Annotated in this window: 18 protein-coding genes; 9 read left to right on the forward strand and 9 right to left on the reverse strand. The window is 73.4% G+C overall.

Annotated elements, in window-relative coordinates; genetic code table 11:
* Window positions 1-85 precede the first annotated feature (85 nt).
* From C4U03_RS08250 to C4U03_RS08270, 5 genes are all read right to left on the reverse strand, one after another.
* On the reverse strand, window positions 86-586 hold the full coding sequence (locus C4U03_RS08250; protein WP_103937096.1) for a DUF4234 domain-containing protein: 501 nt from the start codon (window positions 584-586) through the stop codon (window positions 86-88).
* Between the two features lie 204 nt (window positions 587-790).
* The gene (locus tag C4U03_RS08255) at window positions 791-2,326 is read right to left on the reverse strand and encodes a metallophosphoesterase family protein (RefSeq protein ID WP_103937097.1); all 1,536 of its coding nucleotides are present in this window, start codon (window positions 2,324-2,326) and stop codon (window positions 791-793) included.
* Window positions 2,327-2,461: 135 nt separating this feature from the next.
* Entirely contained in the window at window positions 2,462-3,577 is a 1,116-nt protein-coding gene (locus C4U03_RS08260; RefSeq protein WP_146087287.1) for a PAT1 family protein, read from the reverse strand.
* A 65-nt stretch (window positions 3,578-3,642) separates the two neighbouring features.
* On the reverse strand, window positions 3,643-4,560 hold the full coding sequence (locus tag C4U03_RS08265; protein ID WP_103937433.1) for a diacylglycerol/lipid kinase family protein: 918 nt from the start codon (window positions 4,558-4,560) through the stop codon (window positions 3,643-3,645).
* Window positions 4,561-4,565: 5 nt separating this feature from the next.
* Window positions 4,566-6,164, reverse strand: a complete 1,599-nt coding sequence (locus C4U03_RS08270; protein WP_103937099.1) for an FAD-binding oxidoreductase — start codon at window positions 6,162-6,164, stop codon at window positions 4,566-4,568.
* Between the two features lie 64 nt (window positions 6,165-6,228).
* On the opposite strand from C4U03_RS08270, the gene C4U03_RS08275 reads away from it, so the two are divergent.
* The 4 genes from C4U03_RS08275 to C4U03_RS08290 all read left to right on the forward strand — a co-directional run bounded on the left by C4U03_RS08275 (window position 6,229) and on the right by C4U03_RS08290 (window position 9,887).
* Window positions 6,229-6,825 (forward strand): TetR/AcrR family transcriptional regulator, encoded by a 597-nt coding sequence (locus tag C4U03_RS08275; RefSeq protein ID WP_103937100.1) that lies wholly within the window; start codon window positions 6,229-6,231, stop codon window positions 6,823-6,825.
* Window positions 6,822-8,396 (forward strand): glycerol-3-phosphate dehydrogenase/oxidase, encoded by a 1,575-nt coding sequence (locus C4U03_RS08280; protein WP_103937101.1) that lies wholly within the window; start codon window positions 6,822-6,824, stop codon window positions 8,394-8,396. Before C4U03_RS08275 ends, C4U03_RS08280 begins: the two co-directional genes overlap by 4 nt.
* 71 nt (window positions 8,397-8,467) lie before the next feature.
* On the forward strand, window positions 8,468-9,412 hold the full coding sequence (locus C4U03_RS08285) for a sucrase ferredoxin (RefSeq protein ID WP_103937102.1): 945 nt from the start codon (window positions 8,468-8,470) through the stop codon (window positions 9,410-9,412).
* A 178-nt stretch (window positions 9,413-9,590) separates the two neighbouring features.
* Window positions 9,591-9,887: a WhiB family transcriptional regulator gene (locus C4U03_RS08290; RefSeq protein ID WP_081640018.1), complete on the forward strand. Its 297-nt coding sequence runs from the start codon at window positions 9,591-9,593 to the stop codon at window positions 9,885-9,887.
* A gap of 208 nt (window positions 9,888-10,095) precedes the next feature.
* Here the strand turns inward: C4U03_RS08290 and C4U03_RS08295 are convergent, their stop codons facing one another.
* The 4 genes from C4U03_RS08295 to C4U03_RS08310 form a co-directional block, all read right to left on the reverse strand.
* On the reverse strand, window positions 10,096-10,752 hold the full coding sequence (locus C4U03_RS08295) for a dienelactone hydrolase family protein (RefSeq protein WP_103937103.1): 657 nt from the start codon (window positions 10,750-10,752) through the stop codon (window positions 10,096-10,098).
* Window positions 10,749-11,450 (reverse strand): phosphoribosyltransferase, encoded by a 702-nt coding sequence (locus C4U03_RS08300; protein ID WP_103937104.1) that lies wholly within the window; start codon window positions 11,448-11,450, stop codon window positions 10,749-10,751. Before C4U03_RS08300 ends, C4U03_RS08295 begins: the two co-directional genes overlap by 4 nt.
* A gap of 221 nt (window positions 11,451-11,671) precedes the next feature.
* Window positions 11,672-12,634 carry a phosphotriesterase family protein gene (locus tag C4U03_RS08305; RefSeq protein WP_103937105.1) on the reverse strand — a complete coding sequence of 321 codons (963 nt, stop codon included), beginning with the start codon at window positions 12,632-12,634 and terminating at the stop codon, window positions 11,672-11,674.
* Window positions 12,635-12,693: 59 nt separating this feature from the next.
* Complete coding sequence (locus C4U03_RS08310; protein ID WP_235017714.1) at window positions 12,694-13,641, reverse strand: YihY/virulence factor BrkB family protein; 948 nt, start codon at window positions 13,639-13,641, stop codon at window positions 12,694-12,696.
* Between the two features lie 295 nt (window positions 13,642-13,936).
* Between C4U03_RS08310 and C4U03_RS40305 the strand changes: the two genes are divergently transcribed.
* The 5 genes from C4U03_RS40305 (at window position 13,937) to C4U03_RS08330 (ending at window position 17,760) form a co-directional block, all read left to right on the forward strand.
* Window positions 13,937-14,113 carry a hypothetical protein gene (locus C4U03_RS40305; protein ID WP_160146928.1) on the forward strand — a complete coding sequence of 59 codons (177 nt, stop codon included), beginning with the start codon at window positions 13,937-13,939 and terminating at the stop codon, window positions 14,111-14,113.
* Window positions 14,114-14,401: 288 nt separating this feature from the next.
* On the forward strand, window positions 14,402-16,054 hold the full coding sequence (locus C4U03_RS08315) for a nitrite/sulfite reductase (RefSeq protein WP_103937106.1): 1,653 nt from the start codon (window positions 14,402-14,404) through the stop codon (window positions 16,052-16,054).
* 25 nt (window positions 16,055-16,079) lie between these two features.
* On the forward strand, window positions 16,080-16,262 hold the full coding sequence (locus tag C4U03_RS08320; protein WP_103937107.1) for a PDDEXK family nuclease: 183 nt from the start codon (window positions 16,080-16,082) through the stop codon (window positions 16,260-16,262).
* Between the two features lie 20 nt (window positions 16,263-16,282).
* Window positions 16,283-17,008, forward strand: coding sequence for a phosphoadenylyl-sulfate reductase (locus C4U03_RS08325; RefSeq protein WP_103937108.1), 726 nt, complete (start codon window positions 16,283-16,285; stop codon window positions 17,006-17,008).
* Window positions 16,990-17,760 carry a sirohydrochlorin chelatase gene (locus tag C4U03_RS08330; RefSeq protein ID WP_103937109.1) on the forward strand — a complete coding sequence of 257 codons (771 nt, stop codon included), beginning with the start codon at window positions 16,990-16,992 and terminating at the stop codon, window positions 17,758-17,760. Before C4U03_RS08325 ends, C4U03_RS08330 begins: the two co-directional genes overlap by 19 nt.
* The last annotated feature ends 33 nt before the right edge of the window (window positions 17,761-17,793 follow it).

Below are 17,793 nucleotides of genomic sequence, written 5' to 3' on the forward strand. Positions count from 1 at the left end.
TGGTCGCCGGAGCCGTCCTCAGACGGCGGTCGGCCGATCACCCGGCCCGCGTCCCACGGGTCCGGGTCCGCCCCGGCGGGACAGGTCAGGCGTACAGGGGGACCGGCTGGTACGGCGGGGTGCCGCCGTAGCGGTCGACGACCTTGTTCAGCTCGAGCTGGTAGTAGAGCGTTCCGAAGCCGAAGAGGCCGAGCAGCAGGCCCAGGCCGGTGCTGCAGGTCGGCTGCAGGCCCGCCGCCTGCTGGGCCTGCCGGATGTGACCGGCCAGCTTGAGCCACATGATCAGGGGCCAGATGTAGAGGGTGATCCAGCCGAAGATCACCGACAGCAGGGCGTTGGCCGACTGGTCGGGGATGCGCCGGTCGTACCGGGCCAGCTCGTTGTGGACCTTGTAGATCCACACGAGGCCGTAGATACCGAACGTGATGATCGGCAGGCCCAGCCAGACGCCGAGGACGTTGCGGCGCTTCATGTTGGAGCCGGTCGCGGCGGGGGCGTGCTGCGGCGCCGGGACGGGCGCGTGGCCGGCGTGCTGCGGATACTGCTGGTAGCCCTGCTGGGGCTGGCCATGCTGGGGGTAACCCATTGCGTGAACTCCTGGGAGAGCGGACGAGGTTCGTGGTGCCGTCCCCCCTCACGCCCCCCGTTCCGCGGTGCGGGCACGTGAGCGAGATGGCGACCGGGGCTGGTCGGCCACCGACTGCCAAGACCGTACCGGAGACATTCCAGACGTGTGGTCCATGCGGGGTGACCTGTGTCCCGAATGTCATCCACGACGGGCGCCGCCCGCTCACCGCAGCCGGATTGTCACCCGGTCCTCACACGGCGGCCGGTCCTCCTGCTCCCCGCAGCCGCTCACCCCGTAGCAGCTGATCGTCAGCGTGTCCCCGGTGACGTCCAGGCGCAGGAAGCTCTTGAAGAACGGCGGCCGGTCCCAGTCGGCGAACTCGGAGCGGAAGCGCTGCGGCAGCCGGCGCACGGGCAGCCGCAGCAGGCGGGGGCGCGGCCGGTGCCGGTACGGCACGCCCAGCAGGGCGGCCACCAGCCGTGCGCGCCGCGAGGGCCTGAGGTCACGGGCGCTCGCGCGGGTGGTACCCATGTCCAGCCGGTCGGCGACCGCCGCGGCCGCCTCGCCGGGGTCGAGGGCCAGCCACTTCATCCGCAGCCATTGGGCGTACAGCCTGCTGTAGCGCGACAGCGAGTCGCCGCGTAGCGGGTAGCAGCGGAACGCGTCCTCGGGGACCACCGTGGTCTTGGGGATGGTGTGCGTGGCGTGCATGAACGCCCCGCCGCCTCCGGCGACGACGTACTCGATCGTGCGGCCGTCCTCCAGCGTCCTGCTGTACCGCTGGTAGTTGTGGATGTCGCCGCCGATCACCGCGACGTAGTGGTGGGCGGGGTCGGCGACGATGTCGTGGACGGTGCCGCGCTCGCCCTCGATGGGTCCCGGCCGGACCTGGTCGTCGACGATCAGCGGCTTGCCGGTCAGCAGCAGCTTCGGCTTCGGCCCGGCCGACACCTCCCGCAGCCAGGCGGCCTGGTCGCGGTCGATGCCGCCGGTGATGCCGGTGTCGATCCCGATGACGCGCAGGGACGGGGAGTCGATCGCCCAGTACGGGCCCGGCTGGAAGGCGCGCTGCCCCTCCTCGCCGCGGTACCGCTCCCGGGCCGCCGCCAGTTCCCCGTCGTCGGCCGGTCCGGGGCGCCGCCACAGCAGCCTGGCCGCCCGGCCGAGCGGGCCCCGCCAGGACGGGTCGTGCGCACCGCCCAGGTCGCAGAAGGCCCGCATGAACCCGCGCAGCCCGTCGTACCAGTCGTGGTTGCCGGGGATCGCGTAGATCGGGGCCGGGTAGCCGGTGTACGGGCGGAAAAACTTGGCCTCGTAGTCGGCGGCGTCCCCGCCCGGATAGATGACGTCGCTGCACACCACCATGAAGTCGGTGTCCTTGCCGACCGCGAGCATCGGGGGCACCACGGCGTACTGGGACCGGTCGCCTTCCCCGGTGTCGCCCAGCAGCAGGAACGAGAACTCCTTCGCCTCCCTGCGCATGGTGAACGACAGACCGGGGTCGCGTTCACGCAGCGCCCTCACCCAGGCTCGGCGGACGGCGTTGGACGGGTCGCCGAACGCCTTGGCCACCCAGTCGTTGCGCGAGCGCCACAGCACCCCCGGATGCCGCCAGGAGAACTGTCGCACCTGGCCCGCCGAGGGCAGGAGGTCGACGAAGCTCCCCGCTCTGCCGCATTCCCAGCCCGCTCCGGCCTCGGAGTCCCGCGAACTGTCGGAGGGGATACGGGACGGAGGGACCTGATCGTCGGCAACCACGGAACTCCTTCGGGGGCACGGGAACACCGTCACCTTTCCGGTACCCCCCTTGCCGGGTCAACCATCCCGGCGAGGGAGCCTTCCCCGTACCCCGACACCGCGTTCCGGGGGCCGTCCTCGTGGCCAGAGGGCGGGCTAGTGCTGCGGCCCGGAACGCCTCGGAGGTTCGGTGTAGCCGCCCGGCCGCCTCAGGTATTCGCCGGTCATGGGGAACGGGTTGCCGGCCGGCTCATCCCTGGACGGATCCCTGGGACGTTCCTCGGGCCGGTGCTGGGGGTGCTGGGGCCGGCCGGGGTGCCCCACCGGGCCCTGTCGATGCTCCTGCGGCTGGTAACGGCCCTGCTGGGGATGTTCCGGGTAGCCGGGCTGCCGCTGCTGCGGCTCTTGGTAGCGCGAGGGCGGCAGAGGCTGAGGCTGGGGCGACTGCGGCGATTGGGGCGACTGGTAGGAGTACTGCTCGCGAGACTGCGGCTGCCGGTGCTGCGCCGCCGGGTACTGCGCCGTAGGCGGTTGCGCCGCCGGATACTGCTGCGCCGCGGGCTGCGGCTGGTGGGTCGTGGTCCGATGGGCCGCCGCCGGGTCATGGCCGCCGGTGTGGTGTGCGGCCGGCTGATGCGTGCGGGGCTGAGGTGCCGCAGGGGGGTACGCCACGGGCCGAGGCCCCGTCCGCTCACGGTCGGCCGGCTGGTGCGGCACCGGGCCGTGGGGCGCGGTCTGCTGAGGCAACTGGTGATGGGGCTGCTGCGGGTAGCCCTGCGAGGACGGGGTGGGCGCCGACAGGCTCTTGAGCGCGTCCAGGGCCTGCGTGGTGGGGCCCGGCCCATCGTCGTCCCGCGCGGACGAGGAGTGGTCGCCCCGGGCGGAGGTCGCGTACCCCTCCTGCGAGGACGGCGCGTACTCCTCCCGGGAGGCGGGCGCGTAGTCGTCGGAAAGTGATGCCGCGTACTCGTCCCGGGAGGCGGACCCGTACTCGTCCGGGGAGGGCGTGTATCGGGTCTCGGCCGGGGCGTCCTGGGCGGCGTGGCGCCGTCCACGTGGCTCGGTCGAGGGCATCCCCTGCGACATCGACTCTATGAACGCCGGGACGTCGCGAGCGGACAGCCGGAAGGTTCCGCTGCAGACGCCGCCGTTCCAGATGCTGATCACCATGACCTGGGCATCGGGATGCCAGCTGAGCCGCAGGGCACGGTCCTCGCCCCGGTCGTCGAAGAAGACCTCCCCGACCCGGGGCAGCGGGTTCGCGCCAGACATGGCGCCCATAGTGGGCCCTGACGAGCGCGATTGTCCAGGCGAGCGTCCCCCGGCAGTGAGCTTGCTCACCGGCCGCGCGGCGAATCAGGGAGCGGCGCCAACACCCGCAGCGCCCCCGGCATGACCCTGGCGGTGACCGGCAGTCGGCCCGGCAGTTCCCCGTCGGCCCCGTAGCGCAGCGGCCGCTCCCCCGGCGCGAGCTGCTCGATCCGTACCTCGCGGCCGCGCAGCACCTCCACCTCACGCCGCCGGACGTGCGCGCCGGTCGGCAGCTCCCGCATCATCTGAAAGAACAGCAGCCGGGGCGACCGTTTGAGGATGATCACATCCAGCAGTCCGTCGTCCACCCGGGCGTCCGGGGCGATGCGGCGGCCGAAGCCGTAGTAGCCGGAGTTGGCCGCCACGACGGTGAAGCCGTCCCACTCGTGCGGGACGCCGTCGATGGTGACGCGGTAGCGGACCGGCCGCCAGGTCGCCACCGCGCGCATCCCGCCGACGTAGTACGAGGCCGACCCTCGCAGCAGCCGTGACCGGTTGGCGTAGTGGTTGGCGAGGGCGTCCACCCCGGCGTACACGCTGCCGAGCACGGGCACCCCGTTGGCCTCGATGGCGTCCACCGCCCGCGGCTCCCCCTCCAGCAGCAGCGGGGCCAGCTCGGCGGGATCGGTGGGCAGGCCGAGCTGGCGGGCGAAGTCGTTGCCGCGCCCGGCCGGGACGATGCCCAGGGTCGCGTCCTTGCCGGCGAGCGCGCCGCCCACGCAGCCGACCATGCCGTCGCCGCCCACCGCGAGCACCACGCGCCCATCCTCGGCCGCCGTGAGCGCCAGCTCGGTGGCGTGTCCAAGGCAGCGGCTGTACTCCACGTCGACCTCGGCGCCGGCCTCGCGCAGCAGCCGGGTGGTCCGCAGCAGCGTCGCAGCAGCGGCCGAGCCCGAGCCGGGGCCCCCGGCGGACGGGTTCACGACGGCGGTGAAGGAGCGCACGGTGGTCACCTCGGGGTGGGCAACAGGACGCCGGGGTTGAGGATGCCCGCGGGGTCGAGGCGTTCCTTGACTGCATGCAGCACGTCCACGGCGAGGAGGCCGATCTCGGTGGCGTACCAGGGGCGGTGGTCGGTGCCGACCCCGTGGTGGTGGCTGATGGTGCCGCCCGCCGCGACGATCGCGTCGCCGGCGGCCCGCTTGGCCCGCAGCCAGTGCGTCACGGCGTCGGCGCCCTGCGCCGACACGACGGTGAAGTACAGCGACGCCCCGGCCGGGTAGACGTGCGAGATGTGGCACATGACCACGGGCGGCGTGCCCCCGGCGGTCAGCGTGTCGGTCAGCGCCCGGCGGACGGCGTCGTAGAGCGCCGGGATCTTCGACCAGAACGCGGCCGTCTCCAGCGTCTCGGCGAACGCTCCCGCCTCCAGCAGCGAGTCCCGCAGGTAGGGGGCGTTGTAGCGGCCGTGCTCCCAGCCCTTGCCCGGCTCGGCCCCCAGCTCCTCGCCGCCCGCCTCACGCAGCACCCGCCCGACCTCGGCCTGCCGGTGGGCCACGTCCGCCGGGGTGCCCTCGAACCCGACGATCGCCAGGCAGCCGGACGCGCCCCCGGCGCCGATCTCGTCGGGCCGGGCCAGGCCGATCGCGGTCTCGGTCTCGTCCGACAGGCGCAGCACCGTGGGCAGCGGCCCGTCCTGCGCCAGCCGCCGCAGCGCGTCCGCGCCGACCTCGAACGACGGAAAACGCCAGCCCTCGTAGGCGGTCGCCTCGGGCGCCGGCCGCACCCGCACGGTGACGGAGGTGATCACGCCGAAGGCGCCCTCGGAGCCGAGCACGAGCTGGCGCAGGTCCGGCCCGGCCGCCGACCTGGGGGCCCGCCCCAGGTCGAGGGTGCCCTGCGGGGTCGCCACGGTGAGCCCCACGACCATCTCGTCGAAGCGCCCGTACCCGGCCGACGCCTGCCCGCTGGAACGCGCGGCGGCGAACCCGCCGATCGAGGCCCACTCGTAGGACTGCGGGAAGTGGCCGAGCGTGAAGCCCCGCTCGCGCAGCAGCGCCTCGGCCGCGGGGGCGCGCAGCCCCGGCTGGAGCGTGGCGGTGCGCGAGACGGGGTCCAGCTCCACCAGGGCGTCCAGCCTGCGCAGGTCCAGCGCGACGACCCCGGCGAAACCCGCACCGTCCGGGCCGAGGTCTGGGCTGAGCCCGCCCACCACCGAGGTGCCGCCGCCGAACGGGACGACCGCGATCCGCAGCTGCGCGCAGATCCGCAGCACCGCCAGCACCTCGTCATGGGAGGCGGGCAGCACCACCGCGTCCGGGGCGTCGTCCACCTGTCCGGCGCGCATCCGCAGCAGGTCCGGGGTGGACTTGCCGCGGGTGTGGCGGATGCGGGTCTCGGCGTCGGCGCGGACCTGGGCGTCGCCGACGGCCTGGGCGAGCGCGGTGAGCGCCTCGCCGGGCAGCCGTGGCGCCGCCACCTTGACCTCGGCCAGGGAGAGCGGCGGCGTCCCCGGAGCCCGCACGCCCAACAGGTCGTGCAGCAACCCGCGCACCGGCTCCGGCAGCGGCGCCGCCCTGGCCGGATCGCCCCAGCCGTTCCACGCCATCTCCCGAGACTCCACCGCGCGACCTCCGCCCTCGCCGCCGACTTATGTGCTTACACTGTGACATATGACGTCCAAACGTCACAAGCAAACGGATGACGACGCGCTCCTCGACGCGGCCCGCGACTGCGTGCTGGCGGTCGGGGTCCGCCGGACCACGCTCACCGACATCGCCCGCCGCGCCGGGGTCTCCCGGATGACGCTCTACCGCCGCTGGCCGGACGTCCGCTCGATCGTCGCCGACCTGATGACCCGCGAGTGGACCGGCCTGGCCGTCGAGGTCTCCGCCACCGCCCGGCACCGCGGCACCGGCTCGGCGCGCGAGCGGCTGGTGGACCACCTGTCCGAGGGGGTGCGCAGCTTCCGCGCCCATCCGCTGCTGCGCAAGATCGTGGACGTCGACCCCGAACTGCTGCTGCCCTACGTGCTCCAGCGGCGGGGGACCAGCCAGGAGGCGTTCTGCGCGCTCCTGGCGGCCGGCCTGCGGGCCGGGCACGCCGACGGCTCGGTGCGCCCCGGCCACCCGGTCCGGCAGGCCCGCACGCTGCTGCTGATCGCCCAGTCGTTCGCGCTGTCGGTGCCGACCATGGTCGACGACGAGCACACCACCGACGCCTTCGACGCCGAGTTCCGCGAAATCCTGGAGAGGGTGCTCAAGCCGTGAACCCCGCCTCGTCCTCGCTGAACGCCGAACGCCGTGCCCGCGAGTTGGCCGCCCTGCCCGGCGAGACCGTGGACGTCCTGGTCGTCGGGCTGGGCGTCACCGGGGCCGGGGTGGCGCTGGACGCCGCCTCCCGGGGCCTGTCGGTGGCCGCGATCGACGCCCACGACCTGGCCTTCGGCACCTCACGATGGAGTTCGAAGCTGGTCCACGGCGGACTGCGCTACCTGGCGTCCGGCCATCTGGACGTGGCGCGTGAGAGCGCGGCCGAGCGGGGCGCGCTCATGGCGCACATCGCCCCGCACCTGGTCCGCGCCGCCCCGTTCGTGCTGCCGCTGACCCCGACGGTGTCCCGCTCCCAGGCGCTGCTGGCCGGCGCGGGGTTCGCGGCGGGGGACGCGCTACGGCTGGCGGCGGGCACGCCCCGCGCCCTGCTGCCCGGCCCCCGGCGGCTGTCGGCGGACCGGGCACGGCTGCTGGCCCCCGCGCTGCGGGCCGACGGGCTGCGCGGCGGGCTGCTGTCGTGGGACGGGCGGCTGACCGACGACGCCCGCCTGGTCACCGCGCTGGCCCGGACCGCCGCCGCGCACGGCGCCCGCGTCCTGACCAGGGTCCGGGCGCTGTGGCTGGGCGGCGAGTGCGCCCTGCTCCGCGACGAGCTGACCGGACACGAGCTGCGGGTCCGCGCCCGGGCGGTGGTCAACGCGGCCGGTGTGTGGGCGGGCGGCCTGGTCGAGGGGGTGCGGCTGCGGCCCTCGCGCGGCACCCACCTGGTGCTGCGCTCGCAGGACCTGGGAAACCCGCGCGCCGGGCTGCACGTGCCGATTCCCGGCGAGACCAACCGGTTCGTGCTGGTGATCCCCCAGGAGGACGGGCGCACCTATGTGGGGCTGACCGACGAGCCCGCCGATGGGCCGATCCCGGACGTGCCGCAGCCCACCGAGAGCGAGATCGGGTTCCTGCTGGACGTGCTGGGCGGTGTGCTGGAGGCGCCGCCGCGCCGGGCCGACGTGATCGGCGCGTACGCGGGACTGCGCCCCCTGCTGGACGACGGGCACGGCCGTACCGCCGACATCTCCCGGCGGCACGCCGTCCTCACCGGCCGGAACGGAGTGGTCACGGTCGTCGGGGGCAAGCTGACCACGTACCGGCGGATGGCGCAGGACGCGGTGGACGCGGTGGTCGCCGCGCGCGACCTGCCGGCGGGCCCGTGCCGCACCGCGCGGCTGCCGCTGGTCGGCGCCGCGCCGCGGCCGGAGCCGGCGGCCCTGGCCGCCGCGGACGTGCCCGCCCGGCTGGTCCGCCGGTACGGAACGGAGGCCCCAGCAGTGGCCGCCCTGGCGCGCGAGGACGAGTCGCTGGCCGAGCCGGTGGTGCCCGGCCTGCCGGTGCTCGGGGTGGAGCTGGCCTGGGGGCTCCGGCATGAGGGGGCGCTGGACGCCGCCGACCTGCTGGACCGGCGGACCCGGATCGGGCTGGTGCCCGCCGACCGCGAGGCCGCGCTGCCGGCGGCCCGGCGCCTCGTCGCGGCGGCCGGCCTGCGGGGTGACGAGAGCGGGACGCACATTGCCTGATCCGGCCCGGGGCTGTTAGGTTAGGGTTACCTAATTCTTCCGGCGACGTTAGTCAGTAGGGCAGGGGGCCTGTGTCGCGCGCCAGCCATTGTGACCACTGCACCGGCAGCCACACCGGCCGGCGGTCCTGCCTGGCCACCGCGACCACCAAGGCGCGCGGCTGGCTGCTGATCGAGCACCCCGGTCCCTGGCCGGACAAGATCGAGCGCATCGACGGTCCCGCCCCGGTCGTCGCGGCGATCGCCCGCGCCTCCCGGGCCCGCGTCCGCCCCCAGCTCATCCGCCGGCCCGGCCGCCGCCGGGCCGTCCCACCGATGCGGGTCTACGTCGGCGGCTCCCTGGACGGGCGGGTGTGGCTGGAGGAGCGCGTACTGGCCGACCCGGCCGAGCTGGACGCGCTGGACGAGACCGCCCTGGCCGGCGTGGCCGCCGGCCGGCAGCCCGGTTTCGGCGAACTGGTGGCCGGCGGGGGCGGTCCGGCGCGGCCGTTCGGCACGCCGTTGCTGCTGGTCTGCACGCACGGCAAGCGCAATGTCTGCTGCGCCCAGCACGGGGCTCCGCTGGCCCGGGAGCTGGCGGCACGTTTCGACGGCCTCGTCTGGGAAACGTCGCACGTCGGCGGTGACCGATACGCAGCGAACCTGGTATGTCTCCCTCACGGTCTCTACTACGGCAACCTCGACCCGGCCGAGGCGGAGTCGGCCGTGCGCGCGTACTTGCGCGGAGAGGTGGCCCTGAAGCGGCTGCGCGGCCGGGCCGGGATGCCCGAGCCCGCGCAGGCGGCCGAGCATCACGTCCGCGCACTGACCGGCGCGCTGGGCGTGGACTCGGTTTCGGTGGAGTCCCTCACCGGGACATCGCCGTACGAAGCGGTCATCGATGTCGAGGGCACCCGTTACCGGGCGGTCGTCGAGGAGGCCGAACCGGTACACGAGTGCGAGCCGGGCTGTCAGGAGAACGTAAGATCCTACGTTGTTAGCGGGATCACCCTTCTCAACGAGGCAGCCCTCGTGTAATCTCCTGGAGGCCCCATTTAACAGGGCTTCTCCGCCGCACGGCTCCAGGACTCCCCCGCAAACGGGATCCGGGGAACAGAGCGGCACCTCCAGACGTTGGACCTTTCGGCGCTTCCGCAAAAGCACGTAGAGCGTCCATGTCCGAAATTTGCTCAGCAACCAACAAGGTGGGTGTTCCATGGCTCAGGTACGTCGGCAGGCAAACCTCCCTCGTCCCAGCTGGGGCTGGCAGGACGCCGCGGCGTGCCGGGGGGAGGACCTCGTGCTCTTCTTCGGGCCCGACGGCGAGCGTCAGCCCGAGCGCGAGATTCGCGAGCGTAAGGCAAAGCAGATCTGCATGGGCTGTCCGGTACGTTCGGAGTGCCTCGACTACGCCGTCTCCCGGCCCGAGAAGTACGGCACGTGGGGCGGTCTGAACGAGGACGAGCGCGCCTCCGAGCGCCGTCGCCGTATGCGCCGCGCCAACGCCGCCTGAAGGGCGGCGCCAGCGCCCGCGCAGACGCTCTAAAGCGTGCGTTCCGAGCGCATGCGTCACACGCCTCCGGTGCGCCACTTCCCAACGTTACGGCCCCGCTTGTCGGGGCCGTTTGCGTTTCCCACTCCAGCCTTCATAAGGCACGCTTCTCACACGCGTCTCGGGCCGGCCTCCCGGCCGGCCCGAAAACGACGCCCACGCAGTTTTCTCACATCTGCAATGACGGATCCGGCAGATGTTCGCGGAACCAGCGCGCGGTCAGCCGGCCGACCTCCTCCAGCGCGCCGGGCTCCTCGAACAGATGCCCGGCGCCCGGCACCACGGCCAGCCGGTGGCCCGCGGCGGGGTCCATCGCGGCCAGCGCCTCCTCGTTGAGCCCCAGCACCTGCGGATCCTGGCCGCCCACGACGAGCAGGGTGGGCGCCCGCACCGCGGCCAGCGCGGGCCCGGCCAGGTCGGGCCGTCCGCCGCGGGAGACCACCGCCGTCACGTCGCCGGGCTGCCGCGCGGCCGTCACCAGCGCGGCGGCGGCCCCGGTGCTGGCCCCGAACAGTCCCACCGCCGGTGGGGACCCGTCCTCCCGCAGCCAGGCCACCACCTGGCCCAGCCGCCCGGCCAGCAGGCCGATGTCGAACCGCAGCCGGGCGGTCCGCGCGTCCATCTCCTCCTCCTCGCGGGTCAGCAGGTCGAACAGCAGCGTCCCGAACCCCTGCCCGTTCAGAAACTCCGCCACCCGGCGGTTGCGCGGGCTGTGCCGGCTGCTGCCGCTGCCGTGCGCGAAGACCACCACCTTCCCGCTGCCGGGCACCTCGGCCAGGTCGCCTTCCAGCCGCACGGTCCCGGCCGGGATCTCCAGCGCCGTCATGGCCCGGCCCTTCCCTCCAGCAGGGCGTTGACGTCGGCGTCGGTCAGCTGCTCGAAGTCCCGGTACCACTGGCCCACCGCCCGGAACGCGGCGGGCGTGGCGCACGCCACCACCTCGTCGGCCTCCTCCCGCAGCATCCGCACGGTCTCGGGAGCACCGACCGGCACCGCCAGCAGCAGCCTGGCCGGCCCGCGCGGCCGTATCGCCCGCAGCGCCGCCCGCGCCGTGCCGCCGGTCGCCAACCCGTCGTCCACGACGACCACGTCGCGTCCGGCGGGGTCGGGCAGCGGGCGTCCGCCCCGGTAGACCCGCACCCGGCGGGCCAGCTCCGCCCGTTCCGCCTCCACCGTGCCGGCCAGGTCCTCCTCCGTCAGGTCCAGCCGGTCCAGCAGGTCGTGGTCGAACACCGGCTCCCCGCCCTCGGCGATGGCGCCGACTCCCAGCTCCGGCTGGGGCGGATAGCCGATCTTCCGAGTCACCAGCACGTCCAGCCCGGCGGGGCGATCCGGCCCGCCGAGCCGTCCGGCCACCTCGACCGCCACCGGAACCCCGCCCCGCGGCAGCGCCAGCACCAGCGGGTCCTCCAGGTCGTAGGGCACCAGCAGCTCACCGAGCACCCGCCCGGCCTCCGCCCGGTCCACGAACGGCAGCCGTACGTGCATGGTCCCGGTGCCGCCCTTGCCTATTCCGAAGGCCATCACGATCACCTCTAAGGCCGCCTTCGCTACGCCCCCTACCCCTGAGGCGGCCTTCGTTACGCCCCTAGCCTTGAGGCCCCCTTCGTTACGCCCTTACCCCGCCCGTCGCGGCCAATCCACCGCGCCCCGGAACGGGCCTCCTGCCCGGTGAGCACGTGCGGGCGGCGTTCTCGCCGACGCGGACGGCACGGCCCGGCGGGCGGCCGGGCGTCACCCCGAGGTCAGGACGAGACGCCGGTCAGCCAGCGCAGCGGGTTGTCGTGCAGGATCGTCCACAGCGTCCCGTCGTCGACGCCGGCCGCGCGCAGGGCGGGCAGGAACACCTCGAACAGGTGGCCGTAGCCGTCGCCGTCGTACCGTCGCAGGTGCGTCATCCGGGAGACCCCGGTGCTCAGCAGCAGCCGCTCGCCGTGCCCGGCCTCCAGCAGCTCCAGCACGTGGCGGACGTGCGCGCCGAGGGCGGCGGCGTCCCGCCCGGCGCGGCCCAGCGAGCCGAACGACACGTACGCGCCGTTCTCGGCGATCTTGCGGTGCGCACCCGGATCGTCCACCAGGTCCTGGTGCCCGACCGCCACCCGCTCGGCCGGCAGCCCGGCCGAGGCGAGGATCTCCAGCAGCGCCAGCCCGGCCCGCCCGTAGGTGGCCACCGCCAGCCCGGACTCCAGGGCCGCCCGCGCCCCGGCGCGCAGGCAGCGCTCCTCGGCCTCGGTGGGCACCGCGCCCCACGAGCCGATCTCCCCGATCACGCCGGGCAGCGAGCTGGTGCCGTCCATCCCGAACTCGATCTCGGCCATCAGCCGCTCGGTGAGCCGCTCCTCGTCGCAGTCGGCCACGAAGTGCGGATGGAACGGCTCGGCGAAGAAGCCGGTGCCGGCCACCACCGCCACCCGGCCGCCGGCGCTGATCCGCGACAGCATCGCGGCGTTGCGCCCCATGCCCTGGCAGGTGAGGTCGACGACCAGGGACAGCTCCCGGTCCGCGTGCAGCTCGGCCAGCTCGGCGGTGACCGCCTGCTCCTCGTCCAGCCAGCGGCGGGGGTCGGAGGGGACCGCGGCCAGCCGGCGCTCCGGCCAGCGCAGATCCAGTTGCAGGTGCTCGTGGGTGAGCACGGGTCCGGTGACGGCGGACGCCGGGACGCTTCCAGTCACGGTGCGCAGCAGGCCCAGCTGCGGACGAGAGGTCATGTGCAGTGAGGTTACGACATGTTTGCCCTAATCAGGACATATGTCAGGGGGGAATTTACCTATCCGTCACCGCGCGCCGCCCGGGCCCGGGCGGTGTCCTCGCCGGGCCACATCCGGTCCACCTCGGCGTTGAGCGCCGCCCCGATCAGCACCGCCAGGGCGGCCACGTACAGCCAGGCCAGGATGGCGATGGGGGCGCCCAGCGACCCGTACACCGACACGCCTGACAGCGATCCGGCCAGGTAGACCCGCAGGCCCACACTGCCCAGGATCCAGATGGTCAGCGCCACCGCCGCGCCCGGGACCGCGCGCCACCAGGCCGTCCGCACCGGCACGCTCATGTGGTACAGCGTCGCCAGGAACATGATCGACAGCGTCACGACGACCGGCCAGTACAGCAGCCGGACGAACGCGGCGCCCTCCGGCAGCGCCTGGCGCACCAGCGCGGGCCCGGCCACCAGCAACGGGATCACGATGATCATGACGACCAGCCCGATCAGGTACAGCCCGAACGCCCGCAGCCGGGTCCGCACCACCCCGCGCACCCCCGACAGCCCGTAGGCGATCGTGATGGTGTCCACGTAGACGTTGGTGGCCCGCGACCCCGCCCACAGCGACAGCAGGAAGCTGATGGAGACGATGTCCACCCGGCCGCCCCGCACCACGTCGTCGATCAGCGGGGTGACCACGTTGTCCACGGCCGGTCCGGTGAGCACCTTGTGCGCCTGCCGGATCAGCCAGGCCCGGATGTCGGCGACCGTCTCCCCGGCCAGCGCCCCGCGCAGGTGGCCCATGGTGCCGATCAGCCCGATGACCAGCGGCGGCAGCGACAGCAGCGCGAAGAACGCGGCCTCGGCCGCCAGTCCCGTCACCCGGTACCGGAACGCCGCCACGGCGGTGCCCTTGACCAGCCGCCACGCGATCCGCCGCACCGCCGGGCCGCCGGCCCGCGTTTCGTCGGCGGGCGAAGCGCCCGCGGCACGCCCCGTGCCGGAAGCGGTGGTCACGCTCCCCCACGGTAGAGCGTCGGCGACCGTAAACCGGTGATGACACGATTTTCCGCTTTCCGGTCCCGCCGTTTCCCCCGCCGGGCGGCCGGGCTCACGGCCGCCGGGCGGTGCCGGGGCGGTGACCGCCGGGCCGGCCGTACCGACGGGGAGGGGACCGGCCGTGCTGCTGACGCTCATGACGACTATGACGCTCGGCGCGCCCGGATCGCCCGAGATCACACGAGATCACACGAGATCACGCCGGATGTCGCCCCTGGACGGAGCATCTCCCCGGCCGGGTGACACTGGATCCGTGATCTGCCATGCCTGCCAGGAACGCCGGCACGAGGAGTGCCGGGGCGGTTCCTGGTGCGCGTGCCAGCACAGGGGCGGTCCGGCCACCCCGCACCAGCGGGAGGCCGAGGACGAGGCGGGCCCGGACGCCGCTTCCGGTGCCGAGCCGCCGGTCAACTGGGTCAGGCAGGGATGACCGGTATCACTCGTCCACATCGCGGACCCAACTGGACAGCCGGTGAGACGGCATGTCAGAGTCTGAGTATGTCTGCTGCGAACCCGACGCTGGTCAAGCGCCGGCACGTCGACTTCCTGCGGGTCCGCAGCGCCATCTGTCTGTGACGCCCTGACCACGCCCATGCAGTCATCACCGCGTGGTGCGCCGGCGTCACTCCTGATACGTACCGCTCACCGTCGAGTCGGGCGTTGAGCCTGCCGGTGCGCTGCGCGTCGCTCTTCCCCTTCTAGGAACAGGACGCGGACCGTGCCACCCAGCGTGAAGCGCAAGCGAGGCGAGGGTCAGTGGGCCCTCGGCTACCACGAGCCTCTCAACAAGAACGAAGAGAACAAGAAGAACGACGACGGCCTGAACGTCCGGCGGCGGATCATCGACGTCTACTCCAAGGCCGGCTTCGACTCCATCGACCCGGCCGACCTGCGCGGCCGGTTCCGCTGGTACGGCCTGTACACCCAGCGCAGGCCGGGCATCGACGGCGGCAAGACCGGTGCGCTGCCCGACGAGGAGCTCGACGACCGCTACTTCATGCTGCGGGTGCGCATCGACGGCGGGCAGCTCGACGCCCGGCAGCTGCGCACGATCGCCGACATCTCCAACCGGTACGCCCGCGGCACCGCCGACATCACCGACCGGCAGAACATTCAGCTGCACTGGGTGGAGATCGAGAACGTCCCGGCGATCTGGGAGGCGCTGGAGGCGGTCGGGCTGTCGACCATGGAGGCCTGCGGCGACACCCCGCGCGTGATCATCGGCTGTCCGCTGGCCGGTATCGCCGAGGACGAGGTGATCGACGCCACCCCGCAGATCGCCGAGGTGCACGAGCGCTACATCGGCAGCCCGGAGTTCTCCAACCTGCCGCGCAAGTTCAAGTCGGCGATCTCCGGCTGCACCGCGCACTGCACCGTCCACGAGATCAACGACGTGGCCTTCGTCGGGGTGGTCAACGACGCCGGCGAGGTCGGCTACCAGGCGTTCGTGGGCGGCGGCCTGTCCACCAACCCGATGTTCGCCAAGAGCCTGGGCGTGTTCGTGCGGCCCGAGCAGGTCCACGAGGTCTGGAAGGGCATCATCTCGATCTTCCGGGACTACGGCTACCGCCGGCTGCGGCACCGCGCCCGGATCAAGTTCCTGGTGCAGGACTGGGGCGCGCAGAAGTTCCGCGAGGTGCTGGAGAAGGAGTACCTCGGCCACGTGCTGCCGGACGGCCCCGAGCCGGCCGCCCCGCTCCCCCACCGCGACCACGTGGGCGTTCACCGGCAGCAGGACGGCAACTACTACGTCGGGTTCGCCCCCCGGGTCGGCCGGGTCAACGGCGACCTGCTGAACGTGATCGCCGACCTGGCCGAGGAGTACGGTTCGGGCCGGGTCCGCACCACCGCCGAGCAGAAGATGGTCGTCCTGGACGTGCCCGAGGAGCGCACCGCGGCACTGGCCGACGCGCTGGCAGGGCACGACCTGCAGGTCCACCCGTCGGTGTTCCGGCGGCAGACGATGGCCTGCACCGGCATCGAGTACTGCAAGCTGGCGATCGTCGAGACCAAGCAGCGCGGCATGGACCTGATCGAGGAGCTGGACAAGCGGCTGCCCGACTTCGACCAGCCGCTGTCGATCAACATCAACGGCTGCCCCAACGCCTGCGCCCGCATCCAGGTCGCCGACATCGGCCTGAAGGGCCAGCTGGTCGTCGACGAGAACGGCGAGCAGGTGGAGGGCTTCCAGATCCATCTGGGCGGCCAGGTCGGCGCCACGTTCGGCAAGAAGGTGCGCGGTCTGAAGACCACCTCCGCCGGGCTGACCGACTACGTCGAGCGGGTCGTGCGCAAGTACGACGAGCAGCGCGAGGACGGCGAGAGCTTCGCCGCCTGGGTGCAGCGCGCCGACGACGCCGACCTTCGGTGAGACGCACGAGACAGGTGAGACGGGAATGAGCGAACGTGCCGTGCCGTTCTACTGCCCGTACTGCGGCGACGAGGACCTGGTGCCCTACGAGGCCGACGGGAGCTGGCACTGCCGTGCCTGCGCCCGCGCCTTCCAGTTGAAGTTCCTCGCGGTCAGGGCGCCCCATACGGCCGGGACGCCCGCCGCAGACGACGGCGCGCAGCGATGACGCTCGGGATAGGAGTCCACATGCCCTCTACGACCGTCCTGGAGTCGCCAACCGACCGGCCGGCCCTCGACCTGCGCGACATCGTTGACTCGGCGGCGCGGGCGCTGGAGGGCGCCCCCGCCCTGGAGGTCATCCGCTGGGCGGTGGCGACGTTCGGCGACCGCATCTGCCTGACCTCCTCGATGTCGGACGCGGCGCTGATCCACCTGGTGTCCAAGGTCAAGCCGGGCATCGACGTGCTGTTCGTCGACACCGGCTACCACTTCGCCGAGACCATCGGGACGCGGGACGCGGTCGAGGCGGTCTACCCGGTCAACGTCATCAACGTGACGCCCAGCCGCACGGTCGCCGAGCAGGAGACCGCGCTCGGCCCCCGGCTGCACGGCCGCAACCCGGACCTGTGCTGCTTCCTGCGCAAGGTGGAGCCGCTGGGCCGGGCCCTGGAGGGCTACATGGCGTGGTTCAGCGGGATCCGCCGCGAGGAGACCGCCAGCCGCCGCGACCGCAAGGTCATCGAGTGGGACGGCAAGCGCGGGATGGTCAAGGTCAACCCCATCCTGGACTGGACCCAGCAGCAGATGGACGACTACGTCTCCGACAACGGGATCCTGGTGAACCCGCTGCACCACGACGGTTACCCCTCGATCGGGTGCGCCCCCTGCACCCGGCGGGTGGCGCCGGGCGAGGACCCGCGCAGCGGGCGCTGGGCCGGGCTGGGCAAGTCCGAATGCGGCATTCACCTTTGATCCTGGCCGGGCGCGGGCCGGTGCCGCTGGTCGCGGTAGCGCACGGCAGCAAGGATCCGCGGGCGGCGGCGACCGTGCAGGGACTGCTGACGGCGGTACGCGCCCGGCGGCCGGGCCTGCCCGTGCTGACCTCCTACCTCGACCACGCCCCGCCCGCGCCCGCCGGGGTGCTGGCGGGGCTGGACGCGGACGCGGCGGTGGTGCTGCCGCTGCTGCTGACGGCCGCCTACCACAGCAAGATCGACATTCCCGGGGTGCTGGCCGGGGTGCGCACCGCCCGCCCCCGGCTGGGCCTGCGCACCGCCGGGACGCTGGGCCCGCATCCGCTGCTGACCGCCGCGCTGGAGCGGCGGCTGGCCGAGGCGGGGGTGCCGACCGGCGACCCCGGCACCGCGGTCGTGCTGGTGGCGGCGGGCTCCAGCGACCCGGCGGCCAACGCCACCATCTGGAGCCTGGCGCGGCGGTGGCGGGCGGCCGGCTGGTGGGGCGTGGTCCCGGCGTTCGCGTCGGCCGCCCGTCCCACGCCCGGCGAGGCAGTGGCGGCGCTGCTGGACGCCGGCGCCCCCCGGGTGGCCGTGGCCTCCTACTTCCTGGCGCCAGGCTACTTCGCCGACAAGGTCCGTGCCGAGTCGCTGGCGGCCGGCGCCACCGCCGTCTCGGGCGTGCTCGGCGCCGCGCCCGAAATGGCCGAGGTCGTGCTGCACCGCTACGACGAGGCGCTGTCGGACGGCGCGCAGGCCGCCGCGGTCTGACCCCGCCGGAATGCCTCCGGGAGATCGGGGTAG

Source organism: Thermomonospora echinospora (genome assembly GCF_900108175.1).
Classification (GTDB): domain Bacteria; phylum Actinomycetota; class Actinomycetes; order Streptosporangiales; family Streptosporangiaceae; genus Thermomonospora; species Thermomonospora echinospora.

Coding starts and splice junctions, on each gene's coding strand:
- C4U03_RS08250 (WP_103937096.1), bottom strand. CDS start 586: ATGGGTTACCCCCAGCATGGCCAGCCCCAGCAGGGCTACCAGCAGTAT.
- C4U03_RS08260 (WP_146087287.1), bottom strand. CDS start 3,577: ATGTCTGGCGCGAACCCGCTGCCCCGGGTCGGGGAGGTCTTCTTCGAC.
- C4U03_RS08270 (WP_103937099.1), bottom strand. CDS start 6,164: ATGGCGTGGAACGGCTGGGGCGATCCGGCCAGGGCGGCGCCGCTGCCG.
- C4U03_RS08275 (WP_103937100.1), top strand. CDS start 6,229: ATGACGTCCAAACGTCACAAGCAAACGGATGACGACGCGCTCCTCGAC.
- C4U03_RS08290 (WP_081640018.1), top strand. CDS start 9,591: ATGGCTCAGGTACGTCGGCAGGCAAACCTCCCTCGTCCCAGCTGGGGC.
- C4U03_RS08295 (WP_103937103.1), bottom strand. CDS start 10,752: ATGACGGCGCTGGAGATCCCGGCCGGGACCGTGCGGCTGGAAGGCGAC.
- C4U03_RS08300 (WP_103937104.1), bottom strand. CDS start 11,450: ATGGCCTTCGGAATAGGCAAGGGCGGCACCGGGACCATGCACGTACGG.
- C4U03_RS08305 (WP_103937105.1), bottom strand. CDS start 12,634: ATGACCTCTCGTCCGCAGCTGGGCCTGCTGCGCACCGTGACTGGAAGC.
- C4U03_RS08320 (WP_103937107.1), top strand. CDS start 16,080: ATGAGCGAACGTGCCGTGCCGTTCTACTGCCCGTACTGCGGCGACGAG.
- C4U03_RS08325 (WP_103937108.1), top strand. CDS start 16,283: ATGCCCTCTACGACCGTCCTGGAGTCGCCAACCGACCGGCCGGCCCTC.
- C4U03_RS08330 (WP_103937109.1), top strand. CDS start 16,990: ATGCGGCATTCACCTTTGATCCTGGCCGGGCGCGGGCCGGTGCCGCTG.